Here is a 24,100-nt window from a genome sequence, read left to right on the forward strand (position 1 = left end):
CAGGTTCAGCACGGCGGGGGGTGGCCGTTTCCCTGAGCTTGTCACAGGGCGCCACTACCGTTGGGTCATGCTCGAACTGCTCGCGGCCTCCCCGCTCCTGACGATCATGCTCGTCGTTGCGCTGGGTGCCGCAGTGGGCGTCATCCCGTTCGGGCCGCTGCGCTTCGGAGCCGCGGGTGCGCTCTTCGTCGGCCTCGCCGTCGGCGCCCTCGACCCTGCGCTCGGCGAGGGCCTGGGACTGGTGCAGTCGTTGGGCTTGGCATTGTTCGTCTACACCGTCGGGGTGGCGGCGGGGGAGACCTTCTTCTCCGACCTGCGCCGGCAGCTTCCCCTCATGGGCCTCGGGATCGCGGTGATCACGACGGTGGCCGTGCTGGCGGTCGTCGTGGGCCTGGCGCTCGGGCTGGGCGAGGGACTGATCGCCGGCACCCTCGCCGGGGCGCTCACCTCCACACCCGCACTGGCCGCCGCGACGTCGGCCACCGGCAGCCCCGAGGCCGCCGTCGGCTACTCCATGGGTTACCCCGTGGGCGTGGTGCTCGCCATCCTGGCAGTGGCCGTCGTGGCACAGCGCAAGTGGCCTGCCCCCAAGGACCCAGCCTCGCCGGCCAGCGAGGGGATCGTGGCCGAGTCCGTCCAGGTGGACCGCCCGACGTCGCTGCGGGCAGTCCCCGGTTGGCCGGAGCAGACCATCAAGTTCAGCTACCTGATCCGCGACGACCGCACCCGCGTCGTCGCTCCAGGGGAGGATCTCGAGCCGGGGGACAAGGTCCTCGTGGTCGGCTCCAAGGCCGCCGTCGAGGAGGCCATCGCCTACCTGGGCACGCAGCTGGACAAGGAGCTCACCGACGACCGCGCCAACGTCGACTTCAAGCGCTTCGTGCTGTCGGACCCGTCGGTGGCGGGCCGCACGGTGTCCCAGCTGAACCTCCCCAGCCGGTTCGGTGGCGTCCTCACCCGCGTGCGCCGCGGCGACGTCGACCTGCTGGCCCGCGACGAACTGGTCCTCCAGCTGGGCGACCGGGTGCTCGCCGTCGTGCCGCAGCGCGAACTGCCGAACGTCAGCAAGTTCTTCGGCGACTCCGAACGCAAGGTCTCAGAGGTCGACGCCCTTGCCATGGGCCTGGGTGTCACCCTGGGCCTATTGCTGGGCACCGTCACCATCCAGCTCCCCGGGGGCATCGAGTTCTCGCTGGGCGCCGCGGCCGGGCCACTCGTCGTCGGCATGGTGCTCGGGGCAGTGCACCGCACGGGCCCGCTCAACTGGGACATCCCGCATTCGGCCAACCTCACCATCCGCCAACTGGGCCTCCTGCTGTTCCTGGCCACCGTCGGGCTCGCCTCCGGCCCCATGTTCGCATCGCAGGCCTTCAGCCTCACCGGCCTGAAGGTGGGGGCCCTGGCCGTCGTCGTTCTCGCCTCCGCTGCGGTGGCCTTCCTCACGGGCGCCCGGCTGCTCGGCCTGAGCGCACCGCGGGCCGCCGGCGGGTTCGCCGGCTTCATCGGCCAGCCGGCCATCCTGACCTTCGCCACCTCCCGGGTGGACGACGAGCGGGTCGAGGCCGGCTACGCGGCCCTGTTCGCGCTGGGCATCATCGTGAAGATCCTGGCGGTGCAGGTGATCGCGGCCGTCCTGACGGGCTAAGCCCGCCGCTGGAGGGCTAGACTCACGCCCGTGCTGACGATGCAAGATGCCCTCCGTACTCTCTCCGACTACTGGACCTCCCGCGGGTGCCTCACCTGGCAGCCCTTCAACACCGAGGTCGGCGCCGGAACGATGAACCCTGCCACCGTGCTGCGGGTGTTGGGTCCGGAACCGTGGGACGTCGCCTACGTGGAGCCGTCGGTCCGCCCGGATGACTCGCGCTACGGCGAGAACCCCAACCGGCTGCAGATGCACACGCAGTTCCAGGTGATCCTCAAGCCCGAGCCCGGCAATCCGCAGGAGCTCTACCTCGGCTCACTGGAGGCGCTCGGGATCGATCTCGACGCCCACGACGTGCGCTTCGTCGAGGACAACTGGGCACAGCCGGCCATCGGTGCCTGGGGTCTTGGCTGGGAGGTCTGGCTCGACGGCATGGAGATCACCCAGTTCACCTACTTCCAGCAGGTGGGTGGCCAGGACCTGGACCCGATTCCGGTGGAACTCACCTACGGCGTCGAGCGCATCCTGATGGCACTGCAGGGCGTAACCCACTTCCGAGACATCGCCTACTCGCGCAAGCCTGACGGCACCGTCATCTCCTACGGCGAGGCCTTCGGCCAGCAGGAGTACGAGATGAGCCGCTACTACCTCGACGACGCCGACGTCGAGGTCAACCAGAAGCTCTACGACGCCTACGTCTCCGAGGCCACGCGAATGGTGGAGGCGCGGCTGCCCGTCCCCGCACACCAGTACATCCTCAAGTCTTCCCACGCCTTCAACGTCCTGGACGCCCGCGGCGCCATCTCCACCACCGAACGCGCAAAGGCCTTCGGCACCATGCGGCGCCTGATGCGCGAGACCGCGGCTCTGTGGATCGAACGCCGTGAGGAGCTCGGCTTCCCGCTGCTCAAGGACGACGACGTCGCCGAGCCCGAGCCGCAGACCACCCCCGCCCCTTCGACGGACGCAGGGCACCAGGGGAGCGAGACGTTCGCCTTCGAGATCGGCGTCGAGGAACTGCCGCCCCACGTGCTGCCCCAGACCGTCGACGCGGTCCGCGAGGCCGTGACGTCAGGACTAGCGGCCTCCCGCCTCGAGCACGGCGCCATCACCGTCGACGGCACCCCGCGCCGCGTCTTCGTCGTGGTCGAAGGCGTGGCCGCCCGCGAGCCCGACGCCGAGTCCCTGCGCAAGGGACCAAAGTGGTCTGCCGCCTTCGACGCCGACGGCAACCCCACCAAGCCCCTCCTGGGCTTCATGCGGGGCCAGGGGGTGGCGCTCGACGCCGTCGTCAAGGCAGAGGTCGGCGGCAACGAACACGCCTGCGTGCGGGTACCCGCGCCCGGCCGCGGGGTCCACGAGGTACTCGCCGGCATCGTCGAGGCCACCATCACCGGCCTGCGCGCCGAGAAGAACATGCGCTGGTCGGACGCCAGCCTGTCCTTCAGCCGCGCCATCCGCTGGGTGCTCGCCCTGTGGGGGAGCAGCGTGGTGCCGGCCAAAGTCTCCAGCCTCCGGACCGGCCGCCGGACCTACCTGCAGCGCGGTACCGGGGCCTCCCCGGAGGCACGCCCCGACGGCACGCTCGTGGGATTCCGCGAGGTAGCCTCCGCCTCCGAGTACCTCGACGTGCTCCAGTCCGGGCGCATCCACGCCTTCACCGAGCGTCGCCGCGCCAGCGTCGTCGAGCAGGCCACGAGGCTGGCTGAGGGAGTTGGCGGCAGCATCGACGTCGAATCCAACTCGGGACTCGTCGACGAGATCACCAACCTCGTGGAGGAGCCGCACGGTGTCCTCGGCGGCTTCGACCAGCGCTACCTTGACCTGCCCGACCGGATCCTGACCTCGGTGATGGCAAAGCACCAGCGCTACCTGCCCGTCCGCTCGGCCGACGGCACGTTGATGCCGTACTTCGTGACCATGGCCAACGGCCACTGCGTCGACGACGTGGTGCGCGCGGGCAACGAGTCCGTGCTGCGCGCACGCTACGAGGACGCGCTGTTCTTCTGGAACCAGGACCTCCAGGCCGAATCCGTCGAGAGCTTCGTGCCCGGGCTCGAGCAGCTCACCTTCGAGAACCGCCTCGGTTCCGTGGGGGAGCGCGCGCGACGAATCGCCGACGTCGCGGCCAGCCTCGCCGACGCCGTCGGGATCTCCGACGACGACCGCGCCACCCTGACCCGTGCCGGGAAGCTGGCGAAATTCGACCTCGCCACCGCACTGGTGACGGAGATGACCAGCCTGGCCGGGTTCGTCGCACGCGAGTACGCCGTCCGCAAGGGCGAGCCGAAAGCGGTGGCCGAGGCTCTCTACGAGATGGAACAGCCCCACACCACGGCCGGTGCCGTCCCGTCCTCGCCGCCGGGGGCGCTGCTCGCGCTGGCCGACCGGTTCGATCTGCTCGCGGCCATGTTCGGCCTTGGCGCCAAGCCGAGCGGGTCCTCCGATCCGTACGGCCTGCGCCGCGCCGCCCTGGGCGTGGTCCGTATCCTGCGTGAGCTTCCCGAACTGTCGGAAGTCACCATCCGCTCCGGGCTGGAGGCGGCTGCCGAACGGCTCCGGCAGCAGGGGATCGAGGTCGGTGAGGAGTCGCTCGACGCCGCCGAGGAGTTCACCATCGGTCGTTTCGCCCAGTTCCAGCGCGACGAGGGCCTCTCTGCCGACGTCGTCAACGCCGTCGCGCCATGCGCCGGCAGGCCCGGCGTGGCCGACGCCCAGGCAAAGGCCCTGGTGGAACTTGCCCGCGAGGAGGGCTTCCGTGCCCTGGTGGAGGGCGTGGTACGGATCTCTCGGATCGTCCCGAAGGGGACTGCCCCGGGCTACGACGAGACGCGCCTCACGGAGCCCGCCGAGCGTGAGCTGCACGACGCCGTCGCAGGCCTTGGGGCCAGCACCGACCTGCGGGCCTTCGCCGGCGGCGGGCAGTCACTGGTCGCTCCCATCGCGAAGTTCTTCGACGAGACCCTGGTCATGGCGGAGGACCCGGACGTCCGCGCGGCCCGGCTGGGTCTGCTCGCGACGATCCTCGCCAAGGCCCCGCAGGGACTCGACTGGGCAGCCGTCGACGCGGCGACCAACTGAGGCCTAGGCTGGCCGCATGGTCGTGGTCACCGCTGTTCACGTGAAGGTCAATCCCGATTCGGTGGACGAGTTCGTCGAGGCGACGCTCGAGAACCACCGCAACTCCGTCCAGGAGCCCGGCAACCTCCGCTTCGACGTCCTGTCGTCGACGCAGGACGAGGCCGAGTTCATGCTGTATGAGGTCTACGCGTCGCAGGCCGCCGCCGACGCGCACAAGCACACCGCGCACTACCTGCGCTGGCGGGAGACCGTCGCGCCGATGATGGCCGAGCCGCGCGTCGGCGTCGGGTACACCCCTCTGGCACCTGTGGCAGCCACCGAGTGGTGACACTCCGTCAGAGGGTCGTCGGTACCGGCCTGCCCGGGAACAGTTCGCGGAACTGGCGTTCGAACTGCCGTTTGCCCACGAACCGGTAGAGCAGCTTCAGCGGCGCTGGAAGCTCCCTCATGATCGGAGCCACGAGTTCGCGGGGCGAACTTGAGATGAAGTACCCCATCAGCGGGAGCATCCGCTTCATCGGGATGGCGCCCTGGCTGGCAGCGGCCATCGCATTCCACTCCTCGGCGGTGATCACCTTCTCCGCCACCGGCATGACCTCGACCACCTCGCGCCGCAGGTGCAGCTTGAGAACGTCCAACAGTTCGTCGTATGCGACAGCGAGGCGGTCCCTGACCTCGGGATTGCCGTCCATGCGCCAGGAATCCAGCTCGGGATCGATCATGTCCAGCAGTTCGACAACCTTGGCGTGGTGGGCGCGCATCTGGCCGACGTGGAGCGCGCAACCCGGCGCCCGCTCCTCCAGCCGTGACCACAGACTCGCGTCCTCGTGCTCGTGGTGGGTGTGGAGCGAGGCGTGCCAGTCGGCCAGCCAGGCACCGACGAAGTCCGCCCGCTCCCGGTCCCAGTCGGCCGTCTGGCGGATCAGGCCGGGTGCCTCCGAGAACACGAACAGGAACATGTTGTGCACTATCCGCATCTCACCCGAATCGCACAGCGCTGGTCCCGGTGGGACGGGCGGCGCGGTCTCGCCCGGCGCGGCACTGTAGAAGTCGACCATCTGATCCAGCCCCCTTCGCGCGAGCGGAGCAATCCCCCGATTGACGTCGCACCTGTGGGAAAATTCTGCGTCTCGACGACGCGACGCGCAATAGTTGGCCCGCGCGCCGCCGCGCGCCGTCGGCTACCGGCCGAACGGGTTCGGCGTCAGACGAGGTAGCTGCGCCACTGCTGACCGACGGCGCCCTCGTGGTGGGGGCCGATGACGGTGAAACCGTGCTCGAACATGCTGGGGTGGGCGTTGGCCATCACGAACGGGCCGCCCACAAGGCGCAACATCTCGAGGTCGTTCGGCATGTCGCCGAAAGCCGCACAATCTGCGGGATCGATGCCCAGTTCGGCGATCACCTCGGCCAGCGCCGCGCCCTTGGTGACTCCGGGAGCGCTGATCTCGACGGTGCCGTGGTCGGCTGCCCAGGAGAACGTCGGGGTGAGGCCCTCGCCGGCGGCCTCGAACACCACCTCGGCCAGTTCCTCGGTGTTGGCGCGCCTGGTGTGGACCAGAAACTTGATGATCGGCTCCCGTGCCACCAACTCCTCCAAGGTCGCGACGATGGGCTGCCGGTCCGGGATGTGGGGGAAATGTTCCTCCACGCCCCAGTCGTGGACGTACTCCACCCCGAAAACGGCCTCCAGGTCCGCTGGCAGGCCGCGTGCGAACTCCAGGACGGTGTCGGCGTCCATCGGGTGGATGATGTCGGGCTCCTGTGCCCCCAACCGCCCGATGGAGGCGCCGTTGCTGGCGATCAGGATGGGGTCAATGTCCAGCAGGGGAGAGAGCGCCGCAAGGTTGCGACGGGGACGTCCGGTGGCGATCACCAGCTCGATTCCGGCGGCGTGCACCTCGCGTGCCGCCTCCAGGTTCCCGGGATGGACCATCCCCTCGGCGCCGAGGAAGGTGCCGTCGAGATCGGTGGCCACAAGCAGGGGTCTCATGCCCTGAAGCCTACCTACAGCTTCTTGTTCGGCGACGGGTCACCCGGGCCGGACTCGTCGCCCGAGGGCTGCTGCATCGACGGGTTGTCCGACGGCGGCGGTTGGTTGCCTGATTGCGTCGGCGACCCGCTGGGGGACTGGCTGTCGGTGGGCTGACCGCTGGTGGGTTCTGCTGATTGCGGCGAACCGGAGCCCTCGCTGGGGATCGGCGGCGGTGGGCTGACGGGCGGCTGGTTCTGGAACACCAGGATTGCCAGGAGCACCGCGACGGCGGCGATCAGCATCATCAGCAGCCATGAGACCAGCACGCTGATCCAGCCGGCACGGTCCGCGCGGCCCGGCCACGGAAGCGGCCACACCCGGGTGGTGCCGTGCGCGGTGTTCTCCGCCCAGTGGAGCTTGTAGTCGGGCCCCGCGGGCCGGCCAAGCGGCGCCGTGCGTTCTAGGTCGACGGCGTGCAGCACGCGCTCGGCTTCCCGCACCGCGCGGACGGTGCCGTCGAAGGCCAGCGCCACCCAGGGCGCCAGCGGCTCGTGCTCGGCGACGAGCGGGTCGTCGGACTCGTCGCGGAAGCGCACGGCCGTGCGGCCGTCGTCCTGGCCCTCACCGCCCCGGGCCACGACGGTGTCGATGTGCATGGCATTGATCTCGCCCGAGAACCGGGCCCGCGCCGCCGGGTCCCCGGCAGCGCCTTCGGCCAGCAGGACGACCATGACGGAGTCGCCGTCGTTCTCATGGGCGGAGAACGCCATACCGGCGCGCGTCGCCGTTAAGCGGGAGTCCAGCCAGTAGTCCCCGATCCTGACGGGGTCCTCCGGCGACAAGGGGTAATGGTCCGCGAGCCCCGACAGGGGGTCGGCGGGCGGTTGGGGTTCGGATGGCTGGCTCATCACCCCCTATGACACCACATTGCGCAGCCACGTGGATTGCGCGGGCTGTAAGGTGGCTGCGGGAACAGGGATCCCGTCCGCGAGGCACCACAGGAGTCAAGTAGTGAGCACACCAGCCGTCAGTCCGGCACTTCCGGCCAACGTCGCCGATGCAGCCAAGCTGCTGGGAACTTCCATCAGCATGGTCCAGCGCGTCATCGTCGGCCAGGAGCACATGGTGCAGCAACTGATGGTGTCCCTGCTCGCGAAGGGCCACTGCCTGCTCGAGGGTGTCCCCGGCGTCGCCAAGACGTTGGCCGTGCGGTCCTTCGCAACGGTGGTCGGTGGGGACTTCGCACGCGTGCAGTTCACCCCGGACCTGGTGCCCTCCGACATCGTCGGTACCCGGATCTACTCCGCCAAGGGCGAGACGTTCGAGATCGAACTGGGACCGGTGTTCGTGAACTTCGTCCTGGCCGACGAGATCAACCGCGCACCCGCCAAGGTGCAGTCCGCGATGCTGGAGATCATGGCCGAGAAGCAGGTGTCGATCGGCGGCAAGACCTACCCCGCGCCGGACCCCTTCATCGTGATCGCCACCCAGAACCCAGTCGAGTCGGAGGGCGTCTACCCGCTGCCCGAGGCGCAGCGTGACCGGTTCCTGCTGAAGGTGGACGTGCCCTACCCGCGCGGGAACGAGGAGTTCGAGATCCTGCGGCGCATGAGCGTCAAGCCCCCGGTGGCCGAGCCGGTCCTGAACCCTGACCTGGTGCGCCACCTGCAGGACATGGCCTCAAACGTCTTCGTGCACAACCTGGTGGCCGAGTACATCGTGCGCCTTGTGCTGGCCTCGCGCACGCCGACGGAGTTCGGCATGCCGGACCTTGAGTCCGTCATCCAGATCGGCTGCTCACCGCGCGCGACGCTGGGGCTGGTGGCCGCCTCCAGGGCGCTTGCCCTCATCAATGGCCGGGACTACGTCCTGCCAACCGACGTCCAGGCTGTCGCCCGCGACGTCATGGCCCACCGCATCACCCTGGGCTTCGACGCGGTGGCCGACAACATCAGCACCGCCGACGTCGTCGAGAGAATCCTCGCGATGGTGCCCGCCCCGACTCCGGTGTGGAACTCCGAGCAGCGCCAGGCCAGCCACCAGCAACACGCCCACCAGCCTGTCCGCAGGTAAGGGGTCTGTCTTGGCGCAGGTCTCCTTCACACCCCCCACGGGTGCACCGATGCTGGCGGTTCCCTCCCGGACGGATCCGGGCGCCGCGACGTCGGTCCTCAAGGTCCCGGTGGGGCCCACCATCCCCCTGAACCGACTGGCGCCCGAGGCCGCGCTGCGCCGCCTGGAGCTGACCGTCGTGCGCCGGCTCGAGGGTTTCCTGCACGGTGACCACCTCGGCCTGCTGCCCGGGCCAGGGTCGGACACCAACGACGCCCGCGTCTACCAGCCCGGCCAGGACGACGTCCGCAAGATCGACTGGGCTGTGACTGCCCGCACCACCGTGCCCCATGTGCGCGACACGATGGCGGACCGGGAGCTGGAGATCTGGGCGCTCCTGGACGTCACGCCGTCGATGAACTGGGGAACCGAGGGCATCACCAAGCGGGACCTGGGGATCGCGGCCATCGCCACCGTCGGCTTCCTCAGCCAGCGGATGGGGGACCGCTTCGGCGGCATGATGATGCTGCCCGACAAGGTGAAGCGCCTCCCCGCGAGGTCCGGCCGCAACGCGCTCTACGGGCTGCTGCGCAAGCTCCTGACCGAGCCGATCGTCCCGGACAACGCTCCCGGCCAGCTGGAACTCGCCGACGGGATCGAGCAACTGGCCCGCTCCCAGCGGCGCCGCGGCATGCGGGTGGTGGTCTCGGACTTCCTGACCGCGGGCGACCACGAGCTCAACCCCGACGTCGAGCCCTCCTGGGAGCGCGCCATCCGGCGCCTCGCGGTGCGCAACCAGGTGCTGTGCGTCGAGGTCATCGACCGCCACGAGATGGAGTTCCCTGATGTGGGCGAGATGCTCATCCGGGACCCGGAGACCTCGTTTCGCCGCTACATCAACACCTCCGACGCCGAGGCGCGCGCCCGCATGGACGCGGCCACCAGGGCCCAGCGCGAGCGGGTGAAGGTCGCCATCCGCCGTGCGGGTGCCGGTCACATCCAGCTGCGCACCGACCGCGACTGGGTGGCCGACATCGCGCGGTTCGTGCTGAACTACCGCCGCGTGGCCAGCATGCTGCACCAGCCCCCGCAGGGAGTGAGCAAGTGACCGGCCTGCTGGTTCCGCTGCTCCTGCCGGAGTTCAAGTCGCCCGAGCGGCTCTGGGTGCTGTTGGCGCTGCCCGTTCTGGTGCTGCTCTACCTCCTGCTGATGCGGCTCAAGGGCAGGGTCTCGCTCCGCTTCACCAACACGGGCGTGCTCGGGTCCGTGGTGGGTTCGCAGCGACGGTGGACGCGCCACCTCGCCGTCGCGATGTCGTTGTGCTCGCTGGTGGCACTCGGGCTGGCCTGGGCCCAACCACTGGGCACCGAACGCGTGCCGCGGGAGCGGGCCACGGTCGTGATGGTGGTTGACACCTCGCTGTCCATGCAGGCCGAGGACGTGCCTCCTGACCGGTTGACCGCGGCCAAGGAGAGCGCCATGGCGTTCGTCAACGGCCTGCCGGACGGCTACAACGTCGCGCTCGTCTCGCTCAGCGGGACCCCGTCGATCAAGATGCCGCCCTCCATAGACCGAGGTGCCTTCGAACGCGCCCTCATGGCATTGAAGCTGGAGGAGGGCACGGCGCTGGGTGAAGCCATCAAGGTGTCCCTGGACGCCATCGACCAGGCCCCCGTGGGCGAGGGCGAGGAGGCGCCGCCGGCGATGATCGTCATGCTCTCAGACGGGACCAACACCGTCGGTGGCGGACCGCAGGCACCCGCCAACCAGGCCGCCGAGGCCGAGATCCCCATCTTCACAATTGCCTACGGGACGCAGAATGGTTACGTCGACGTCGACGGCCAGCGTGAGAACGTGGCCCCCGACGTCGCGACGCTCAAGGCGATCGCCGAGGAGACGGGGGGTGAGGCGGTGACGGCTGACAGTGCGGACTCGCTCGCCGACGCCTACAAGGAGATCGGCTCCTCCGTCGGTTACGAAGAGGTGTCCAAGCCGATCACGGCCCAGTACGCGTTCGGGGCGCTGGGGTTCGCGATCGTGGCTGCGCTGGGCGCAGTGATGATGGCTGCGAGGTGGCCGCGATGATGCTGCCGCTCGCCCTGGAGTTCCTGGCACCCGGGAGGTTGTGGGCACTGCTGGTGATCCCCGCCATCGCCGTGCTCTACGTCTTCCTGTCCGGCAGGCGGACCAAGGCCAACGTCTCCAACCGCCTCAAGCTCGTGATCCCCAAGGACGCCGCCTGGAAGCGCCACGGCGCCGTCCTGCTGGCGCTGCTGAGCCTGGCGTCCTTGATCCTCGCCTGGGCCATGCCCAAGGACTACGCCAACGTCCCCCGGGACCGGGCCTCGGTGGTGGTCGTCATCGACGTCTCCTGGTCCATGGAGGCCACCGACGTCGAACCAAACCGGCTGCTGGCGGCCAAGGACTCGGCCAAGCAGTTCGTGATGAACCTGCCGGAGCGCTTCAACGTGGCACTGGTCTCGTTCGCGGGGACGGCGAACGTGGCGGTGCCGCCGACCACCGACCGTGGTGCCGTCACCAGAGCCATCGAGGCGCTGCAGATGGCCCCGTCGACCGCGACAGGGGAGGGCATCTACGCGAGTCTCGAAGCACTCAAGATGGTGCCGCCCAACCCCGACGACCCGGACTCGGTGCCGCCGGCTGCGATCGTCCTGCTCGCCGACGGCGCGACGAACATGGGCCGCGCGTCCGCGGGTGCGGCCGAGCAGGCCAAACAGCAAGGCGTCCCCATCTACACCATCGCCTATGGCACACAGGACGGGTGGGTGGAGTCCAACGGCCAGCGGCAGCGAGTCGCGGTGGACCATTACGAACTCTCCGAGATCGCCAAGCGCTCGGGCGGCAAGAAGTTCTCGGCGGAGACCGCGAGTCAGCTGCGGGAGATCTACGAGGCCATCCGCTCCGACATCGGGTACGAGAAGGTCCCGATGGAGGTGACCGACCGCTACGCCGGCCTGGCCATCATCTTCGCGATCGCCGCCGCGCTGGGCGTGATCTCGCTCGGGGCCCGCTGGCCCTGATCCGGGTCTGCGGTCAGGCCAGGTTCTCGATCGGGAGCACCGGCACGTCGGAGCTGTGCTCCATCCCGAAGACCTGCTGCAGGAACGAGACCTTGGCTTCCAGCGCCTGCCGCCGGGCGGCCATCGAGCGGAAGCCGTGGCCCTCGCCGTCGAACGTGATGAGGGCCAGCGGCTGGCCTTTGGCGCGGACCGCCTCGGCCATGTCGAAGGCCTGGTTGGGCGGGACCACCTTGTCGTCCAGCCCCTGCAGGATCAGCATCGGCGTGGCCAGGTGCTCCAGTTGCGTGATGGGGGAGCGCTCCAAGTAGGTCTGCTCGGCCTCCGGCCACGGTCCGACGAGCGAGTCGGTGTAGTGGGATTCGGCCTTGTGGGTGTCGGTTGCGAGCGTTCGCAGGTCGGCGATCCCGTAGGAGCTGATCCCGGCGGCGAAGACGTCGGTGGTCACCAGGGCCTGCAGCGTCGTGTAGCCACCGGCGCTGCCTCCCATGATGGCTACGCGAGCAGGATCGGCCAACCCGGAGCCCGTGACCTCCCCGACCGCCGCGACGACGTCGGACACGTCCAACAGGCCCCACCGACCCTTGAGGCGGTCCCGGTACGCGCGTCCGAACCCGGTCGAGCCCGAGTAGTTGACGTCCAGGACCGCGAAGCCGCGGGAGACCCAGAACTGGAACTCGCGGTCGTAGGCCGACAGGCTGGCGCTGGTCGGTCCACCGTGGGTCCGGACGAGCAGGGGTGGGTTCTCCACTGCGGGAGGAGCATAGAACCAGGACTGGACGGCCCCGGCGTCGCCGTCGGCCCAGCGGGCCTCGGGTGCGACCGGATCGGGCAGCGCGGCACCGCCGACGACCTCAGCGACGGTCCCGCCTGGGGAGATGTGGACGAGGGTCTCGGGGCGGTCCGGCCAGGCCGCGATGACGTAGATGTCCTCACCGAGAGCGGAGATGGATTCCACGAACGAGGTGCCGGGCAAGAGACGGGTGATACCGCCGGTGCTCGGCTGCCAGAGGGTGAGTGCGCCCGCGCCGTCGCCGATCTCGACGGTGGCGATCAGGTCGTCGTTGACCACGCACGCCGGCGGGGAGTCCAGCACCCACGTCGGGATGTCACAGTCACGCTCCAGCGCAAGTTGTGTCCGCTGCTCGCCGTCCCCGTGGTACCAGTTCCAGTACCCCGACTCGTCGGAACACCAGGCCAGCGCGTTGCCAAGCCAGAGCGGGTGCTGCGCACTCACGCCGTGACCCCCGGCGACGACGCGGAGGTCCTGGGTGTCGTCGAGGGAACCGAGCATGACCTCCGAGGAGTCCCAGCTCATGTCCGGGTGCATCCACTGGAACCAGGCAAGCTCGTCGCCCCTCACCTGGGGACCCGCGTAGAAGTCCGCGCCCGTCACCAGCACGGTGCCGCCGTCGCCGTTGTCGCCGTCCAGGTCCAGCGAGACGATCTCCGTGCGGGGTTCCGGTGAGACGGCGTGATCCTCCCGGACGGCGACCAGGATTCGGCGGTGCGGGGCCAGGTGCAGCCCCCCGTACCGATAGCGCTCCTGTGGTGGCGTGATCGGGCGGTGGTCCTCGCCGTCGATCAGCCACAGCTGCCTGGAGAGGTCGTCGACGTAGGCGACCAGGTCGTCGGCCGCGTCGTAGGCGCCGCCGCCGTACTCCATCACCCGAGACCTTACGCTGGCCCCTGGAGTGAGATCCACGACCTCACCGTCCCGCAGCCGCCTGATGGTGGTGCGCTTGTCCTCGGCAGCGATGCTGGCGAGCCAGTGGATGCCGGAACCGGTGGCGCGGACCTGGCGGATCTGGTCCGTCCCGGTGAGGGCGTCGTCGAGCGAGATGTGTGGGGTCACGGTCCTCATGTATACCCCAAGACCATCAGGAGGTCACGGGACAGCAGGAAACCCCACGGTTGTAAGCGCGGCGGCGGTGGGGCAAGATGGGCAATAACTGGTACGGATGGATCGCAGGGGAAGGCAATCCCGCCGACACCAGGAGGAAACTGAACATGGCCGCACGCATGACTGCTGTGAGTCAGCCAAAGGCGCGAGGGATGCTGTTCATCCACTCGACGCCGGCTGCGCTGTGCCCTCATGTTGAATGGGCAGTTGGCGCCATTCTGGATTGCCAGATCAATTTCGACTGGTCCGAACAGCCGGCCGAGCGCGGCTCCCGTCGCGCCGAGGTCTCGTGGGTGGGGCGCGCCGGCGCCGGCGCGGAGCTGGCCAGCAAGTTGGCCGGTTTCCAGCGCCTCCGCTTCGAGGTGACCGAGGACCCGTCTCCGGGTGCCGACGGCCAGAGGTTCAGCTACACCCCCTCCCTCGGTGCGTTCAGCGCGACCGTCGGGGTTCACGGCGACATCCTCGTCGGCGAGGACCGCATCAAGCGGGCCGTGGCGAACGATGCGCTCGGAGGAGAGAGCATCCATCAGGCGCTTGAGAAGCTGCTTGGGATTCCATGGGACGACGAACTCGACGTGTTCCGCTATGCAAGCGACGACGTGCCGGTGCGCTGGCTGCACCAAGTGGTGTGAGCGGTTGTCCCCGGACGACAGGGGACGGGCCGCCCACTAGGCTGGCTCGATGGACTCACCGATCGTGCGCATCCTGATGGCGACGCTGTTCACCACGGTGCTGGTGGTCGTGACGTTCATCGTCGTGGGCCTGCTGCTGGGCGACTACATCGGGCGACTGGGCATGGTCGTCACCCTCATGGTGGCCGCCATCGGATGGTGGGTGGTGGCGCAGCGGCTCTTCCGCATCAATCAGAGAGGCTGAGCGTCGGCCAGTTCACCCCAGAGTGTTCCTCCATGACGAAGCGCCTCCCACGACATCATGTCGTGGGAGGCGCAGCTGGACGGCCGTCGGTTGTTCAGGCTGTGATGTTCTCGTTGGTGACCGCGATGGCGACGTTGTGACCGCCGAAGCCGAACGAGTTGTTGATCGCCGCGAGGTCGCCGTCGGGCAACTGGCGGTTCTCGGTGGCGACGTCGATGCCCAGGTCCGGTTCGAGTTCGTCCACGTTGATGGTGCCGGGCACTACCCGCTCGTGCAGCGCCATGACGGTTGCGAACGTCTCCAGTGCGCCGGCGCCACCCAGCAGGTGTCCGGTCATGGACTTGGTGCCGTTGACGATGACCTTCGCCGCATGGTCCCCGAGGGCCTTGCGGATGGAGCCGGCCTCCGTCACGTCGCCCTGCGGCGTGGAGGTCGCGTGCGCGTTGATGTGGACGATGTCGGTGGCGTCCAATCCGGCCTCGGTGAGAGCGCGCTTCATGGCCAGGGACTGTCCGTAGCCGATCGGGTCGGGCTGGACCATGTCGTGGGAGTCCGCGGAGATCCCGGCGCCGGCCAGCGTGCCGTAGATGCGTGCGCCGCGAGCCTGTGCGTGCTCGAGGGTCTCGATCACCATCAGGACGGCACCCTCACCAAGGACGAACCCGTCCCGGTTGACGTCCCAGGGACGCGACGCGCGCTCGGGGTCGTCGTTGCGGCGTGAAAGCGCCTGCATGTTGGCGAACGATGCGATGGGCAGCGGGTGGATGACCGCTTCGGTGCCACCCACGACTGCGACGTCCGCACGCCCCAGGCGCAACATGTCGAGTCCCAGCGAGATCGCCTCGTTGGAGGACGCACAAGCTGAGACGGGGGTGTGGATCCCGGCGCGGGCGCCGAGCTTGAGGCCGATGTTGGCGGCCGGGGCGTTGGCCATCAGCATCGGGATGGTGAAGGGTGAGACCCGCCGGGAGCCCTTCTCCTTCTGGACGTCCCACTGTCCGAGCAGCGACTGCAGGCCGCCGATTCCGGTGGCGCAGGCCACCCCCAGCCGGTCGCGTTCGACCGGGTTCTCCTCGCCGAGACCGAAACCGGCGTCGCGCCAGGCCTCGAGCCCGGCCACGAGCGCGAGCTGCGAGGCACGGTCGAGGCGGCGGGCCTCGACGCGGTCGATCACCTCGGTGGGCTCCACCGCCGCGCTCGCCGCGATGCTCACCGGCAGGTCCGAAACCCAGTCCTGGGTGAGGGCCTTCACGCCGGAGCGGCCTGCGAGCAGGCCCTCCCAGGTGTCAGGGGCGGTCCCACCCAAAGGGGTGGTAGCACCGAAACCCGTGATTACAACGGTGGTCGCTGGCATGTTGTGCTCCTGGTCTTGAACGGCTGGGGGCTCAAGGGCTCAGTTGGCTGCGCGCTCGATGTAGGCGACGGCGTCGCCGACCGTCTTGAGGTTCTTGGAGTCCTCGTCGGGGATGGAGACGCCGAACTTGTCCTCGCAGGCGTAGATGATCTCGACCATCGACAGCGAGTCGACGCCCAGATCGTCGACGAAGGACTTGTCCAGCTGGACGTCCTCGGGTGCGACGCCGGCAACGTCGTTGACGATCTCGGCCAGGTCGGTGCGGATTTCCTCGGTGCTTGCCATTGGTGGCTCCTTTTCAGGTGGTGGTGGTTGTGATCAGGGCAGGATGACGGTCTGGCCCGCGAAGACCAGTCCAGCGCCGAACCCTATGATCAGTGCGGTCTGACCGCTGGTGGCCTCGCCCGTTTCGAGCAGTGCCTCCATCGCCAGCGGAACGGAGGCCGCAGACGAATTGCCCATGTTCACGATGTCGCGCGCGACGACAACGCCCTCGGGCAGCTTGAGGTGGCGCAACATCGAATCGGTGATCCGGTTGTTGGCCTGGTGGGGGATGAAGACGTCGAGGTCCTCGGGTTCGAGTCCGGCGACCTCGAGCGCTTCCAGCGCCTTGGTGGCGATGTAGGTGGTTGCCCACTTGAAGACCGTGCGGCCCTCCATGTGGATGTAGGGCGGCTCGCCGCCCCGGTCCTCGCGCCAGTCATCGATGGTGATGATCTCGTGCTGGTCAGGATTGGAGCCCCACACCACGGGTCCGATCGCCGGGGTGTCGCTGGGGCCGATGATGGCCGCGCCCGCGCCGTCGGAGAACAGGAAGGCGGTGGAGCGGTCCTTGATGTCGATGAACCGCGAGAGCAGCTCGACCCCGATCACCAGGACGTGCTTGGCCTGTCCGGTGCGCACCATCGCCTCCCCGGAGGCGACGCCGTAGCTGAAGCCTGCGCAGGCGGCGGAAATGTCGTAGGCGGCCGGGTTGCTGGGAAGGCCGAGCTCGGATGCGACGATCGCGGCGAGCGAGGGGGTCTGCTGGAAGTGCGACACGGTGCTGACCACGACGGCGTCGATGTCGGCGAGTTCCAGCCCGGCGCGCTCGATGGCCTTGCGCGCGGCCGCCACTGACAGGGAGGTGGCCGTCTCGTCCTCGGTGGCCCAGCGGCGTTCCTTGATGCCGGTGCGCTGCGTGATCCACTCGTCGGTCGAGTCGATCATGGTGCACATCTCCTCGTTGTCGACGACGCGGCTCCCGCGGGCGCCCCCAACCGACATGATGCGTGCGTACTGGGCACCCTGCGACGGTGTGATGGTCAAGTCAGCCTCCTCAGGCGTTCGCTGCGGACGAGCCGGCGTGGTTGTCCACGAAGGTCCGAGCGTCGTCGATCTGGTCCGGTGTGTTCAGGGAGAACAACTCCACGCCCTGCAGGTTGCGCTTGGCGATCCCCGTGAGCGTACCCGACGGCGTGAGCTCCAGCAGACCGGTCACGCCGAGGTCGGCCATCGTCGCCATGCACAGGTCCCAGCGGACGGGGTTGGCCACCTGGGCGACGATCCGGTCCAGGACCTCCCGCCCGCTGGTCACGACGGCGCCGTCGGCGTTGCTGAGCAGTCTGGTCCTCGGTTCCCCGGGAGTGGTGCCCGAAACCAGGGCTCGCAGACGTGCGACGGCCGGCTCCATGTGAACCGTGTGGAAGGCGCCCGCGACGCTGAGCGGGACCAGCCGGGCACGGCGGGGGGCATCGGCGGCCAGCGCCTCGAGCTGCTCGACGGTGCCGGCCGCGACGATCTGGCCGCGCCCGTTGTTGTTGGCAGGTGTCAGGCCGGCTCGCTCCAACGCGGCCAGCACATCCTCGACCTCGCCGCCGACGACGGCGGTCATGGAGGTCGGGCGCAGGGCTGAGGCCTCTGCCATCGCCCTGCCGCGTTCGCGCACCAGCACCATCGCCTGGGACTCGGAAACCACTCCGCTCAACGCGGCCACGGTCAGTTCTCCGACGGAGTGGCCCGCCAGTACGGTCTCAGGGCGGAAGGCGCCAGCGTCGGTCAGCGGCAGTGCGGTGATGATGCCGGCGGCCACCAGGAGCGGTTGCGCGACGGCGGTGTCCCGGATGGTCTCGGCATCGGCCTCGGTGCCGTAGCGCGCAAGGTCCAGTTCGGCTGCCTCGCCCAACTCGGTGAGTTTCTCCGCGAACTGGGGTTCAGCGAGCCAGGCGGAGAGGAAGCCGGGGGTCTGGGCACCCTGTCCCGGGGCGACGATTGCAAGCACGTTCCTACTCTGCCCCCTGAGGTGCCAGGAGTGCCGGACCGGATGCGACGAATTTCTCAGGGGGCGGTTTGTGGGGTCTCCACAAGCCGGCCAAGGGTGATCGCCATCCGCAGGATGTAGGCCTCGCGGGCGTCGGAGGGGTTGTAGCCGGTGACGTCCTGGATGCGTTTCACGCGGTAGCGCACGGTGTTGGGGTGGATGAACAGGGCCCGGGCAGTGGCCTCGGTGGAGGATCCGGAGTCCAGGAAGCCCACGCAGGTTTCCAACAATTCCTTGGACCCCCGCAGGGATCCGTAGATGTCGTGCGCAAGCGTGCGGCGCGCGTGCCCGTCGCCGGAGAGGGCCCGCTCCGGCAGCAGGTCGACCGAAAGCATCGTGCGTGGTCCTTCGGGCCAAGCCTTGGCGGCGCGGTACCCGGAGGCGGCTGCCCGTGCAGAGGCGGGAGCCCCGGAGAGGCTGTCCGCGATGGGGCCGACCACGACTGGACCGTCGGCGAAGTGGACCTCGAGTTGAGAGATCAGGTCGCAGGTTGCGACGGGGTCGGTGACACCGTCGCCGCCGAAGATGCACACCAGCCGGTCGCCCTGGGGTGCGGCCAGCATCTCCAACCCGAGGTGCCGGGCTGCGCGGCGGAGCTCGTCGATGCCTGCTTCCTTGGGGGTGGCCGCAATCGCGACGGCGACCTTCGAGTTGGTCGGCCAGCCCAGCGTCGATGCCCGAGAGAGCACGGATTCGTCGGTCTCGGCCCGCACGACGGCGTCGACGACAGTGGCCTCGATGCGCGAGTCCCAGGCCCCGCGCGCCTCGGCGGCCTTCGCGTAGATGGCCGCCGCGCCGAAGGCGATCTCCCGGGAGTAGTGCACGATCCCGAGCAGGAGGGCTTGCCGGTCACCGCGTGGGAGCAGGTGCTGGATCTGTTCCTCGACCACCTCGGTGGTCGTCCGGACCAGGTCGACGGTCTGGCGCAATGTGATCCGTCCTGCCATGGCACGGGGGGCTGCGGCGAAGACCGACTCAGGCTCGAAGTCCTCACCGGAGAGCCACGTGACGAAGCCGTCGATGCCGCTGCGGGCAAGGACGCTGATCCAGGAGCGGGACTCTGCGTCGAGCTTCGGGAACCACTTGTGGCGGGACTCCATCGCCGCCAGGGTGGCGGTGTTCATGGTGGCGGTGGCGGCCCGGAGTCGCTTCAGGATGGCGGCGCGGGTGCGCGCCGAGCCCACCTGAGCCGGCAGGGTGCCGGCCCTGACACGCTGAGTTGAGTCCATCCGCCCAGACTAGTGGTTGCCGATCACCGGCTGGTCGGGCGACCCTCGTCGACAAGGCGCTTGTCAACGATCGCGGTGACCGGGTTCTCCCAGTCCTCGCCCTTCCACGCCTTGACCCCGGAGATCACGGTCAGCACGAACCAGGTCATCCCCCAGAGACCGGCGATGAAGCCGATGTTGAAGATGCCAGTGACGATCCCGAGGACGATCCCGACGACGGCGGCGATCACCTGGAAGTTCAGGGCCTTGGCGGCCTGACGATTCACCGCGGATCCCTTGGTCGAGAACAGCCACACGGCGCCGGGGCCGAAGGGGCCGAACGGGAGCGCTGACAGGTGGGTCAACCCCGATGCGGCGCCCTCGGACTGACGCGTGTGCTGGATGGCCGAGCTGGCGAACCCAGGATGGACCACCGGCATGCCGGGGGACGAGAACGGGCTCTGGAACTGCGGCCGAACCAGCCCGTCGAGGGATTGGTTGAGCTCGAGACGGGTTCGCGCGGAGAAGGCGAGGTCGAGGCGGCGTTCAAGGTTGGACTCGTCGAGCCGGCCGTCGGCGTATGCAGCCTGGATGGCCGCGATGGCACCGTTGCGTTCCTGGTCGGACACGCGAAAATGGGCTGCGGAAGTGGTCATGCACTGATGGTCCTCCCGGGGGGACCCGGTCACCATTGGGTTTACCCCTGAGCTGCCCCGGAGCCGCCCCCTACCGGGAGAGTTCCTTGACCATCTCCAGCTCCTGTTTGCGGGGGTCGTTGGGGTAGGGCCGTCTGGTTCCGGTCTCGACGAATCCCGCCCGGCGGTAGAAGCGTCTGGCAGGTTCGGCATCCTCATGGACGTCGAGGTACAGCCGCGCGTGGCCGCGTGTCACGGCCCAGCGTTCCACGGCTGCCAGCAGCTCCGCGGCGACGCCCGTGCCACGATGCGCGGGCGAGACGTAGACCTCCAGCAGCCAGACCCTTGCCGGCTGGTGGTTGAGGTACTCACGGGCGCCCATCTGCGCCTGCCAGTCCCCTGCGGCGTCGACGGCGACGAACAGGACGGAGTCATCCAGGACGGCCGAGGAGAGCCGGGAGCGCCACCGCGCGTCGTCCCAGCCCTCGGCGTCCGCGAGTCGATCGTTGAACGAGTGAGGCGCGTCGCCCAGCATCTCAAGACGCAGGCGACGCGCCTGTTCCCACTCCTCGGGGCGGGCCTGACGGAGGGTGACTGCCATTCAGCCCTTGACCGCCCCGCTCAGCATCCCGCGGACGAAGTACCGCTGCAGCGCGAGGAAGACGATCGCGGGAACGATCATCGAGATGAACGCACCGGAACTCAGGAGGTGCCACGCGGAGCCCCTGGAGCCGGCAAGTTCGGCGACCCGAACCGTCAGCGGAGCGACGTCCTTGCTGCCACCTGCGAAGGTCAGTGACACCAGGAGGTCGTTCCACACCCACAGGAACTGGTAGATCCCGAAGGAAGCGATCGCGGGAACCAGCAGGGGCATGAGCACTGTGAAGAAGATGCGGACGTGTCCGGCACCGTCGACCCGCGCCGCTTCGATCAGCGACCGCGGGATCTCCTTCATGAAGTTGTGCAGCAGGAAGATGGCCAGTGGCAGCGCGAAGATCGAGTGCGACAACCAGACCGTCCAGAACGAACCCGCCAGACCCCAGTTGACGTACTGCGTCAGCAGGGGGACCAGCGTGACCTGGATGGGCACCACCTGGAGGGCGAACACCGCGACGAACAGGATGTCGCGGCCCGGGAACTCGATCCAGGCGAACGCATAGGCAGCGACCAGTGCGATGGTGATCGGGATGATCACGGCCGGGATGGTCACGACGAACGAGTTCAGGAAGAAGGTGCTCAGGTCGGTGCTCGACCCGAACATCGTCTCCTCGTAGTTGGCCAGCGTGAGTTCCGGATTGGTGAACCAGGTCCACCAGCCCGTTGTGCGGATCGAACGCTCAGGGCGGAACGACGTCAGGAAGAGCCCGAACGTCGGGACCGTCCAGAGCAGGGCCAGGATGAGGGCGAACGCCGACGCCCAGGGCGAGGACAGCTTGCCCTTGGCCTCGATGGCTCGCTTCTCCACCCGGGTGAGCTTGCGGTCCTTCTTGGTCTCCACGGCGGCGGTCATCGCTCGGTCTCCGAAATTCTCATCTGGCGGACGTTGTAGACCACGATCGGGATCACCAGGACGAACAGGATCACCGCGAGGGCGGCAGAGATGCCGTTGTTGTTCTGTGAGAACTTCTGGCTGTAGAACTCGTTGGCTATGACCGAGGTCTGGAAGTTGCCGCCGGTGGCTGTTCGCACGATGTCGAACACCTTCAGGGTGGCCATCGCGATGGTGGTGATGACCACGATCAGGGCCGGCCGAATGGACGGCACGGTCACGAAGAAGAAGGTGTTCAGGCCTGTGGCGCCGTCGATGGAGGCCGCCTCGTTGATCTCGTCGGGCACCGCCTTGATGGAGGCCGACAGGATGGTCATGGCGAAACCGGTCTGGATCCAGATCATGATGACGATGAGGAAGCCAGTGTTCCACGGCGGGTTCAACAGGAACTGGTAGGGCTCAAGGCCCAGCCAGACGAGGAACTGGTTTATCAGTCCGGTCTGTCCGACGTTGGCCGGCCGGTACTCGTACATGAACTTCCAGATGATCGACGCGCCCACCATCGAGATGGCCATGGGCAGGAAGATCAGCGTCTTGGCGAACTTCTCGAAGCGCGTCCGGTCCACCAGGACGGCGTAGAGCAGTCCGAACACCGTCGAGAACAGCGGGACCGAGATGGTCCACACCAGCGTGTTGACGAGGATGACCTGGAAGTTGGGCTCGGTCAGGACCTCCGTGTAGTTGTCGAACCCGACGGACTCCCGACTGGCCGCGTCGAGGAAGGAGTCGTAGATGGTCTTGATGGCAGGCCACAGCAGGCCGAAGGTGAGCATCAGCACTGTGGGCAGGAGGAAGCCGATGGCCGGCAACCACTTGGGCAGTCTGTCCGAGAGAAACAGAACGGCCGCCATCACCGCTGAGAAGAGGGCGATGGCGAAAACCATCACGAGGATCTTCTCAGCGGGTGATGACGCGTTCAGCAACCAATCCATGGGATTGCTCGAGAGGGCCGTGGATCAGTTCGGCCAGCTGGCTGCGATGTCGTCGAGAACCGCCTGGCCGTCCTTGTCGAGTGCGATCCAGTCGGTCATCCCGGTCCAGAACGAGCCCGAACCCACCGCGCCCGGCATGAGGTCCGAGGCGTCGAAGCGGAAGACGGTCGACTCATCGGTGAGCAGTTCGAAGGCGAGCTGGTCGATGGGGGACTTCAGGTTGGCCGGGTCCAGTTCGTTGTTGGCCGACAGCCATCCGGGGGTGGAGACGCGGGCCTTCTCGTTGGACCACTCGGGGGAGGTCAGGTAGGCCTGGAACGCGGCCACCTCTTCACGATCGCTGAAGGCCGTCGCGAACTCGCCACCACCCAGCATGGGCTTGGTGTCAGCGCTGGTGCCCGGGAGGTAGAAGGCGAAGACGTCCCCGTCCTCTGCCACCTCGGTGCCCTCGGGCCAGTTGGCCTGGTAGAAGGACGCCTGGCGGTGCAGGAAGCAGGTGCCGTCCAGGATGGGCAGGCCGGCGTCGCCGAAGGGCGTCGTCGCGATGCTCGCCACGTTGCCGAAGCCACCGTTGACGTAGGCGTCGTTCTTGAGGATGGAGCCGGCCATCTCAAGGGCCTCGAGGACCTTCGGGTCGTTGAACGGCAGTTCACCGCTGACCCACTGGTCGTACTCCTCCGGGGTCACGGTGCGCAGCATCATGTCCTCGAGCCAGTCCGTCGCGGGCCAGCCAGTGGCGCCGCCTGACTCGATACCGGCACACCAGGGCTTCACGTCGGGGTTGTCCTGGATCATCTGCTCGGTGAGGGCCAGCAGGTCATCCCAGGTCTCCGGGATCTCGTAGCCGTTCTCCTCGAACGCGCTGGGGGAGTACCACACGAAGGACTTCGCGTTGGCGCCCACGGGCACCGCGTAGTAAGTGCCGTCGACTGTGCCGTAGCCCTTCCAGGCCTCGTTGAAGTACTGGTCGACGTTGGCCGCGGCGGCCTCCGAGACCGGCTGCACCGCGTCGGGGAACCTGTCCACGAGGGTGGCGAGCAGGCCGGGCTGGGGGATGTAGGCGATGTCGGGCGGCGAACCGGCCTCGATCTTCACGGGCAGCTGGGCCTCGAACTCGCGCGACCCCTCGTAGTTCACCGTCGCACCCGTGCACTCCTCGAAAAGCTTGTAGGAGTCGATGTGGGGCTGGTCCTCGGGGCTGACGATCGAGGTGTAGACGCTGATCTCCTTGCCGGAGAGGTCGCCGTACTCCTCGAAGGCGGCGCAGTCGGTGTCGCCACCAGTGGGTTCCTCGGTGGCTCCCGGCTCGGTGTCTCCGCTGCAAGCCGCCATGAGGAGCAGCGAGAGTCCCGCGGCGGCGGCAGCCGCCAGTCGCTTCTTCTGGTTGAACATCCTTGTCCCTTCCCATACGAGTTTGATAGACCCATGCAAGCCGCAAGCGGGCTCACTGGCAAGAGTTCCATCGATGGATTGGGGTCACGATCTCGTAACGAATTCTCTGCAAGTTTGCAGGCGAGGAGAGCGCGTTCTTGTGGCACTGTCTTTGGCACATG

23 protein-coding genes are annotated in these 24,100 nt (G+C 68.2%); 9 read left to right on the forward strand and 14 right to left on the reverse strand.

Annotation, left to right across the window (positions count from 1 at the left end; translation table 11 throughout):
- Positions 1-67: 67 nt before the first annotated feature.
- The 3 genes from LKO27_RS04800 to LKO27_RS04810 are packed head-to-tail and all read left to right on the forward strand — an operon-like array spanning position 68 to position 5,054.
- Entirely contained in the window at positions 68-1,645 is a 1,578-nt protein-coding gene (locus LKO27_RS04800) for an aspartate:alanine exchanger family transporter (protein WP_227735731.1), read from the forward strand.
- A gap of 39 nt (positions 1,646-1,684) precedes the next feature.
- Positions 1,685-4,726, forward strand: a complete 3,042-nt coding sequence (locus LKO27_RS04805; protein ID WP_227737212.1) for a glycine--tRNA ligase — start codon at positions 1,685-1,687, stop codon at positions 4,724-4,726.
- Positions 4,727-4,742: 16 nt separating this feature from the next.
- The gene (locus LKO27_RS04810; RefSeq protein ID WP_227735732.1) at positions 4,743-5,054 is read left to right on the forward strand and encodes an antibiotic biosynthesis monooxygenase; all 312 of its coding nucleotides are present in this window, start codon (positions 4,743-4,745) and stop codon (positions 5,052-5,054) included.
- A gap of 7 nt (positions 5,055-5,061) precedes the next feature.
- Here the strand turns inward: LKO27_RS04810 and LKO27_RS04815 are convergent, their stop codons facing one another.
- From LKO27_RS04815 to LKO27_RS04825, 3 genes are all read right to left on the reverse strand, one after another.
- Entirely contained in the window at positions 5,062-5,784 is a 723-nt protein-coding gene (locus LKO27_RS04815; protein WP_227735733.1) for a hemerythrin domain-containing protein, read from the reverse strand.
- 146 nt (positions 5,785-5,930) lie between these two features.
- Positions 5,931-6,719, reverse strand: a complete 789-nt coding sequence (locus LKO27_RS04820; protein WP_227735734.1) for an HAD-IIB family hydrolase — start codon at positions 6,717-6,719, stop codon at positions 5,931-5,933.
- A 14-nt stretch (positions 6,720-6,733) separates the two neighbouring features.
- Positions 6,734-7,609 carry a hypothetical protein gene (locus tag LKO27_RS04825; RefSeq protein ID WP_227735735.1) on the reverse strand — a complete coding sequence of 292 codons (876 nt, stop codon included), beginning with the start codon at positions 7,607-7,609 and terminating at the stop codon, positions 6,734-6,736.
- A 103-nt stretch (positions 7,610-7,712) separates the two neighbouring features.
- On the opposite strand from LKO27_RS04825, the gene LKO27_RS04830 reads away from it, so the two are divergent.
- Genes LKO27_RS04830 through LKO27_RS04845 form a run of 4 tightly spaced genes read left to right on the forward strand, consistent with a single transcriptional unit; the run spans position 7,713 to position 11,794 of the window.
- Complete coding sequence (locus LKO27_RS04830; RefSeq protein WP_227735736.1) at positions 7,713-8,774, forward strand: MoxR family ATPase; 1,062 nt, start codon at positions 7,713-7,715, stop codon at positions 8,772-8,774.
- Between the two features lie 49 nt (positions 8,775-8,823).
- Positions 8,824-9,861, forward strand: a complete 1,038-nt coding sequence (locus LKO27_RS04835) for a DUF58 domain-containing protein (protein WP_227737213.1) — start codon at positions 8,824-8,826, stop codon at positions 9,859-9,861.
- Between the two features lie 8 nt (positions 9,862-9,869).
- Positions 9,870-10,838 (forward strand): VWA domain-containing protein, encoded by a 969-nt coding sequence (locus tag LKO27_RS04840; RefSeq protein ID WP_370629984.1) that lies wholly within the window; start codon positions 9,870-9,872, stop codon positions 10,836-10,838.
- On the forward strand, positions 10,835-11,794 hold the full coding sequence (locus tag LKO27_RS04845; protein ID WP_370629942.1) for a VWA domain-containing protein: 960 nt from the start codon (positions 10,835-10,837) through the stop codon (positions 11,792-11,794). Before LKO27_RS04840 ends, LKO27_RS04845 begins: the two co-directional genes overlap by 4 nt.
- Positions 11,795-11,807: 13 nt before the next feature.
- On the opposite strand, the gene LKO27_RS04850 is transcribed toward LKO27_RS04845, so the two are convergent.
- Positions 11,808-13,655: a S9 family peptidase gene (locus LKO27_RS04850; RefSeq protein WP_227735738.1), complete on the reverse strand. Its 1,848-nt coding sequence runs from the start codon at positions 13,653-13,655 to the stop codon at positions 11,808-11,810.
- A gap of 191 nt (positions 13,656-13,846) precedes the next feature.
- Between LKO27_RS04850 and LKO27_RS04855 the strand changes: the two genes are divergently transcribed.
- Positions 13,847-14,326, forward strand: a complete 480-nt coding sequence (locus LKO27_RS04855) for a DUF3145 domain-containing protein (RefSeq protein ID WP_255621781.1) — start codon at positions 13,847-13,849, stop codon at positions 14,324-14,326.
- A 49-nt stretch (positions 14,327-14,375) separates the two neighbouring features.
- A complete protein-coding gene (locus tag LKO27_RS04860; protein ID WP_227735739.1) occupies positions 14,376-14,570 on the forward strand; it encodes a hypothetical protein in 195 nt (64 codons plus the stop codon).
- Between the two features lie 94 nt (positions 14,571-14,664).
- Here LKO27_RS04860 and LKO27_RS04865 read toward each other — a convergent pair whose 3' ends face one another.
- The 10 genes from LKO27_RS04865 to LKO27_RS04910 form a co-directional block, all read right to left on the reverse strand.
- Positions 14,665-15,924, reverse strand: coding sequence for a beta-ketoacyl synthase (locus LKO27_RS04865; RefSeq protein WP_227735740.1), 1,260 nt, complete (start codon positions 15,922-15,924; stop codon positions 14,665-14,667).
- A 39-nt stretch (positions 15,925-15,963) separates the two neighbouring features.
- The gene (locus tag LKO27_RS04870) at positions 15,964-16,209 is read right to left on the reverse strand and encodes an acyl carrier protein (protein ID WP_227735741.1); all 246 of its coding nucleotides are present in this window, start codon (positions 16,207-16,209) and stop codon (positions 15,964-15,966) included.
- Between the two features lie 33 nt (positions 16,210-16,242).
- Positions 16,243-17,232, reverse strand: a complete 990-nt coding sequence (locus LKO27_RS04875) for a beta-ketoacyl-ACP synthase III (protein ID WP_255621782.1) — start codon at positions 17,230-17,232, stop codon at positions 16,243-16,245.
- Between the two features lie 10 nt (positions 17,233-17,242).
- Complete coding sequence (locus LKO27_RS04880; protein WP_227735742.1) at positions 17,243-18,184, reverse strand: ACP S-malonyltransferase; 942 nt, start codon at positions 18,182-18,184, stop codon at positions 17,243-17,245.
- Between the two features lie 56 nt (positions 18,185-18,240).
- Positions 18,241-19,452 carry a CdaR family transcriptional regulator gene (locus tag LKO27_RS04885; protein WP_227735743.1) on the reverse strand — a complete coding sequence of 404 codons (1,212 nt, stop codon included), beginning with the start codon at positions 19,450-19,452 and terminating at the stop codon, positions 18,241-18,243.
- Positions 19,453-19,475: 23 nt separating this feature from the next.
- The gene (locus LKO27_RS04890) at positions 19,476-20,087 is read right to left on the reverse strand and encodes a DUF1707 and DUF4870 domain-containing protein (protein WP_227735744.1); all 612 of its coding nucleotides are present in this window, start codon (positions 20,085-20,087) and stop codon (positions 19,476-19,478) included.
- 70 nt (positions 20,088-20,157) lie between these two features.
- A complete protein-coding gene (locus tag LKO27_RS04895; protein ID WP_227735745.1) occupies positions 20,158-20,667 on the reverse strand; it encodes a GNAT family N-acetyltransferase in 510 nt (169 codons plus the stop codon).
- The gene (locus tag LKO27_RS04900) at positions 20,668-21,576 is read right to left on the reverse strand and encodes a carbohydrate ABC transporter permease (RefSeq protein WP_227735746.1); all 909 of its coding nucleotides are present in this window, start codon (positions 21,574-21,576) and stop codon (positions 20,668-20,670) included.
- Positions 21,573-22,547 carry a carbohydrate ABC transporter permease gene (locus LKO27_RS04905; protein WP_227735747.1) on the reverse strand — a complete coding sequence of 325 codons (975 nt, stop codon included), beginning with the start codon at positions 22,545-22,547 and terminating at the stop codon, positions 21,573-21,575. Before LKO27_RS04905 ends, LKO27_RS04900 begins: the two co-directional genes overlap by 4 nt.
- 24 nt (positions 22,548-22,571) lie before the next feature.
- Positions 22,572-23,939, reverse strand: a complete 1,368-nt coding sequence (locus LKO27_RS04910) for an ABC transporter substrate-binding protein (RefSeq protein WP_227735748.1) — start codon at positions 23,937-23,939, stop codon at positions 22,572-22,574.
- Positions 23,940-24,100: the final 161 nt, after the last annotated feature.

This window comes from Tessaracoccus sp. OS52 (assembly GCF_020687685.1).
GTDB lineage: Bacteria > Actinomycetota > Actinomycetes > Propionibacteriales > Propionibacteriaceae > Arachnia.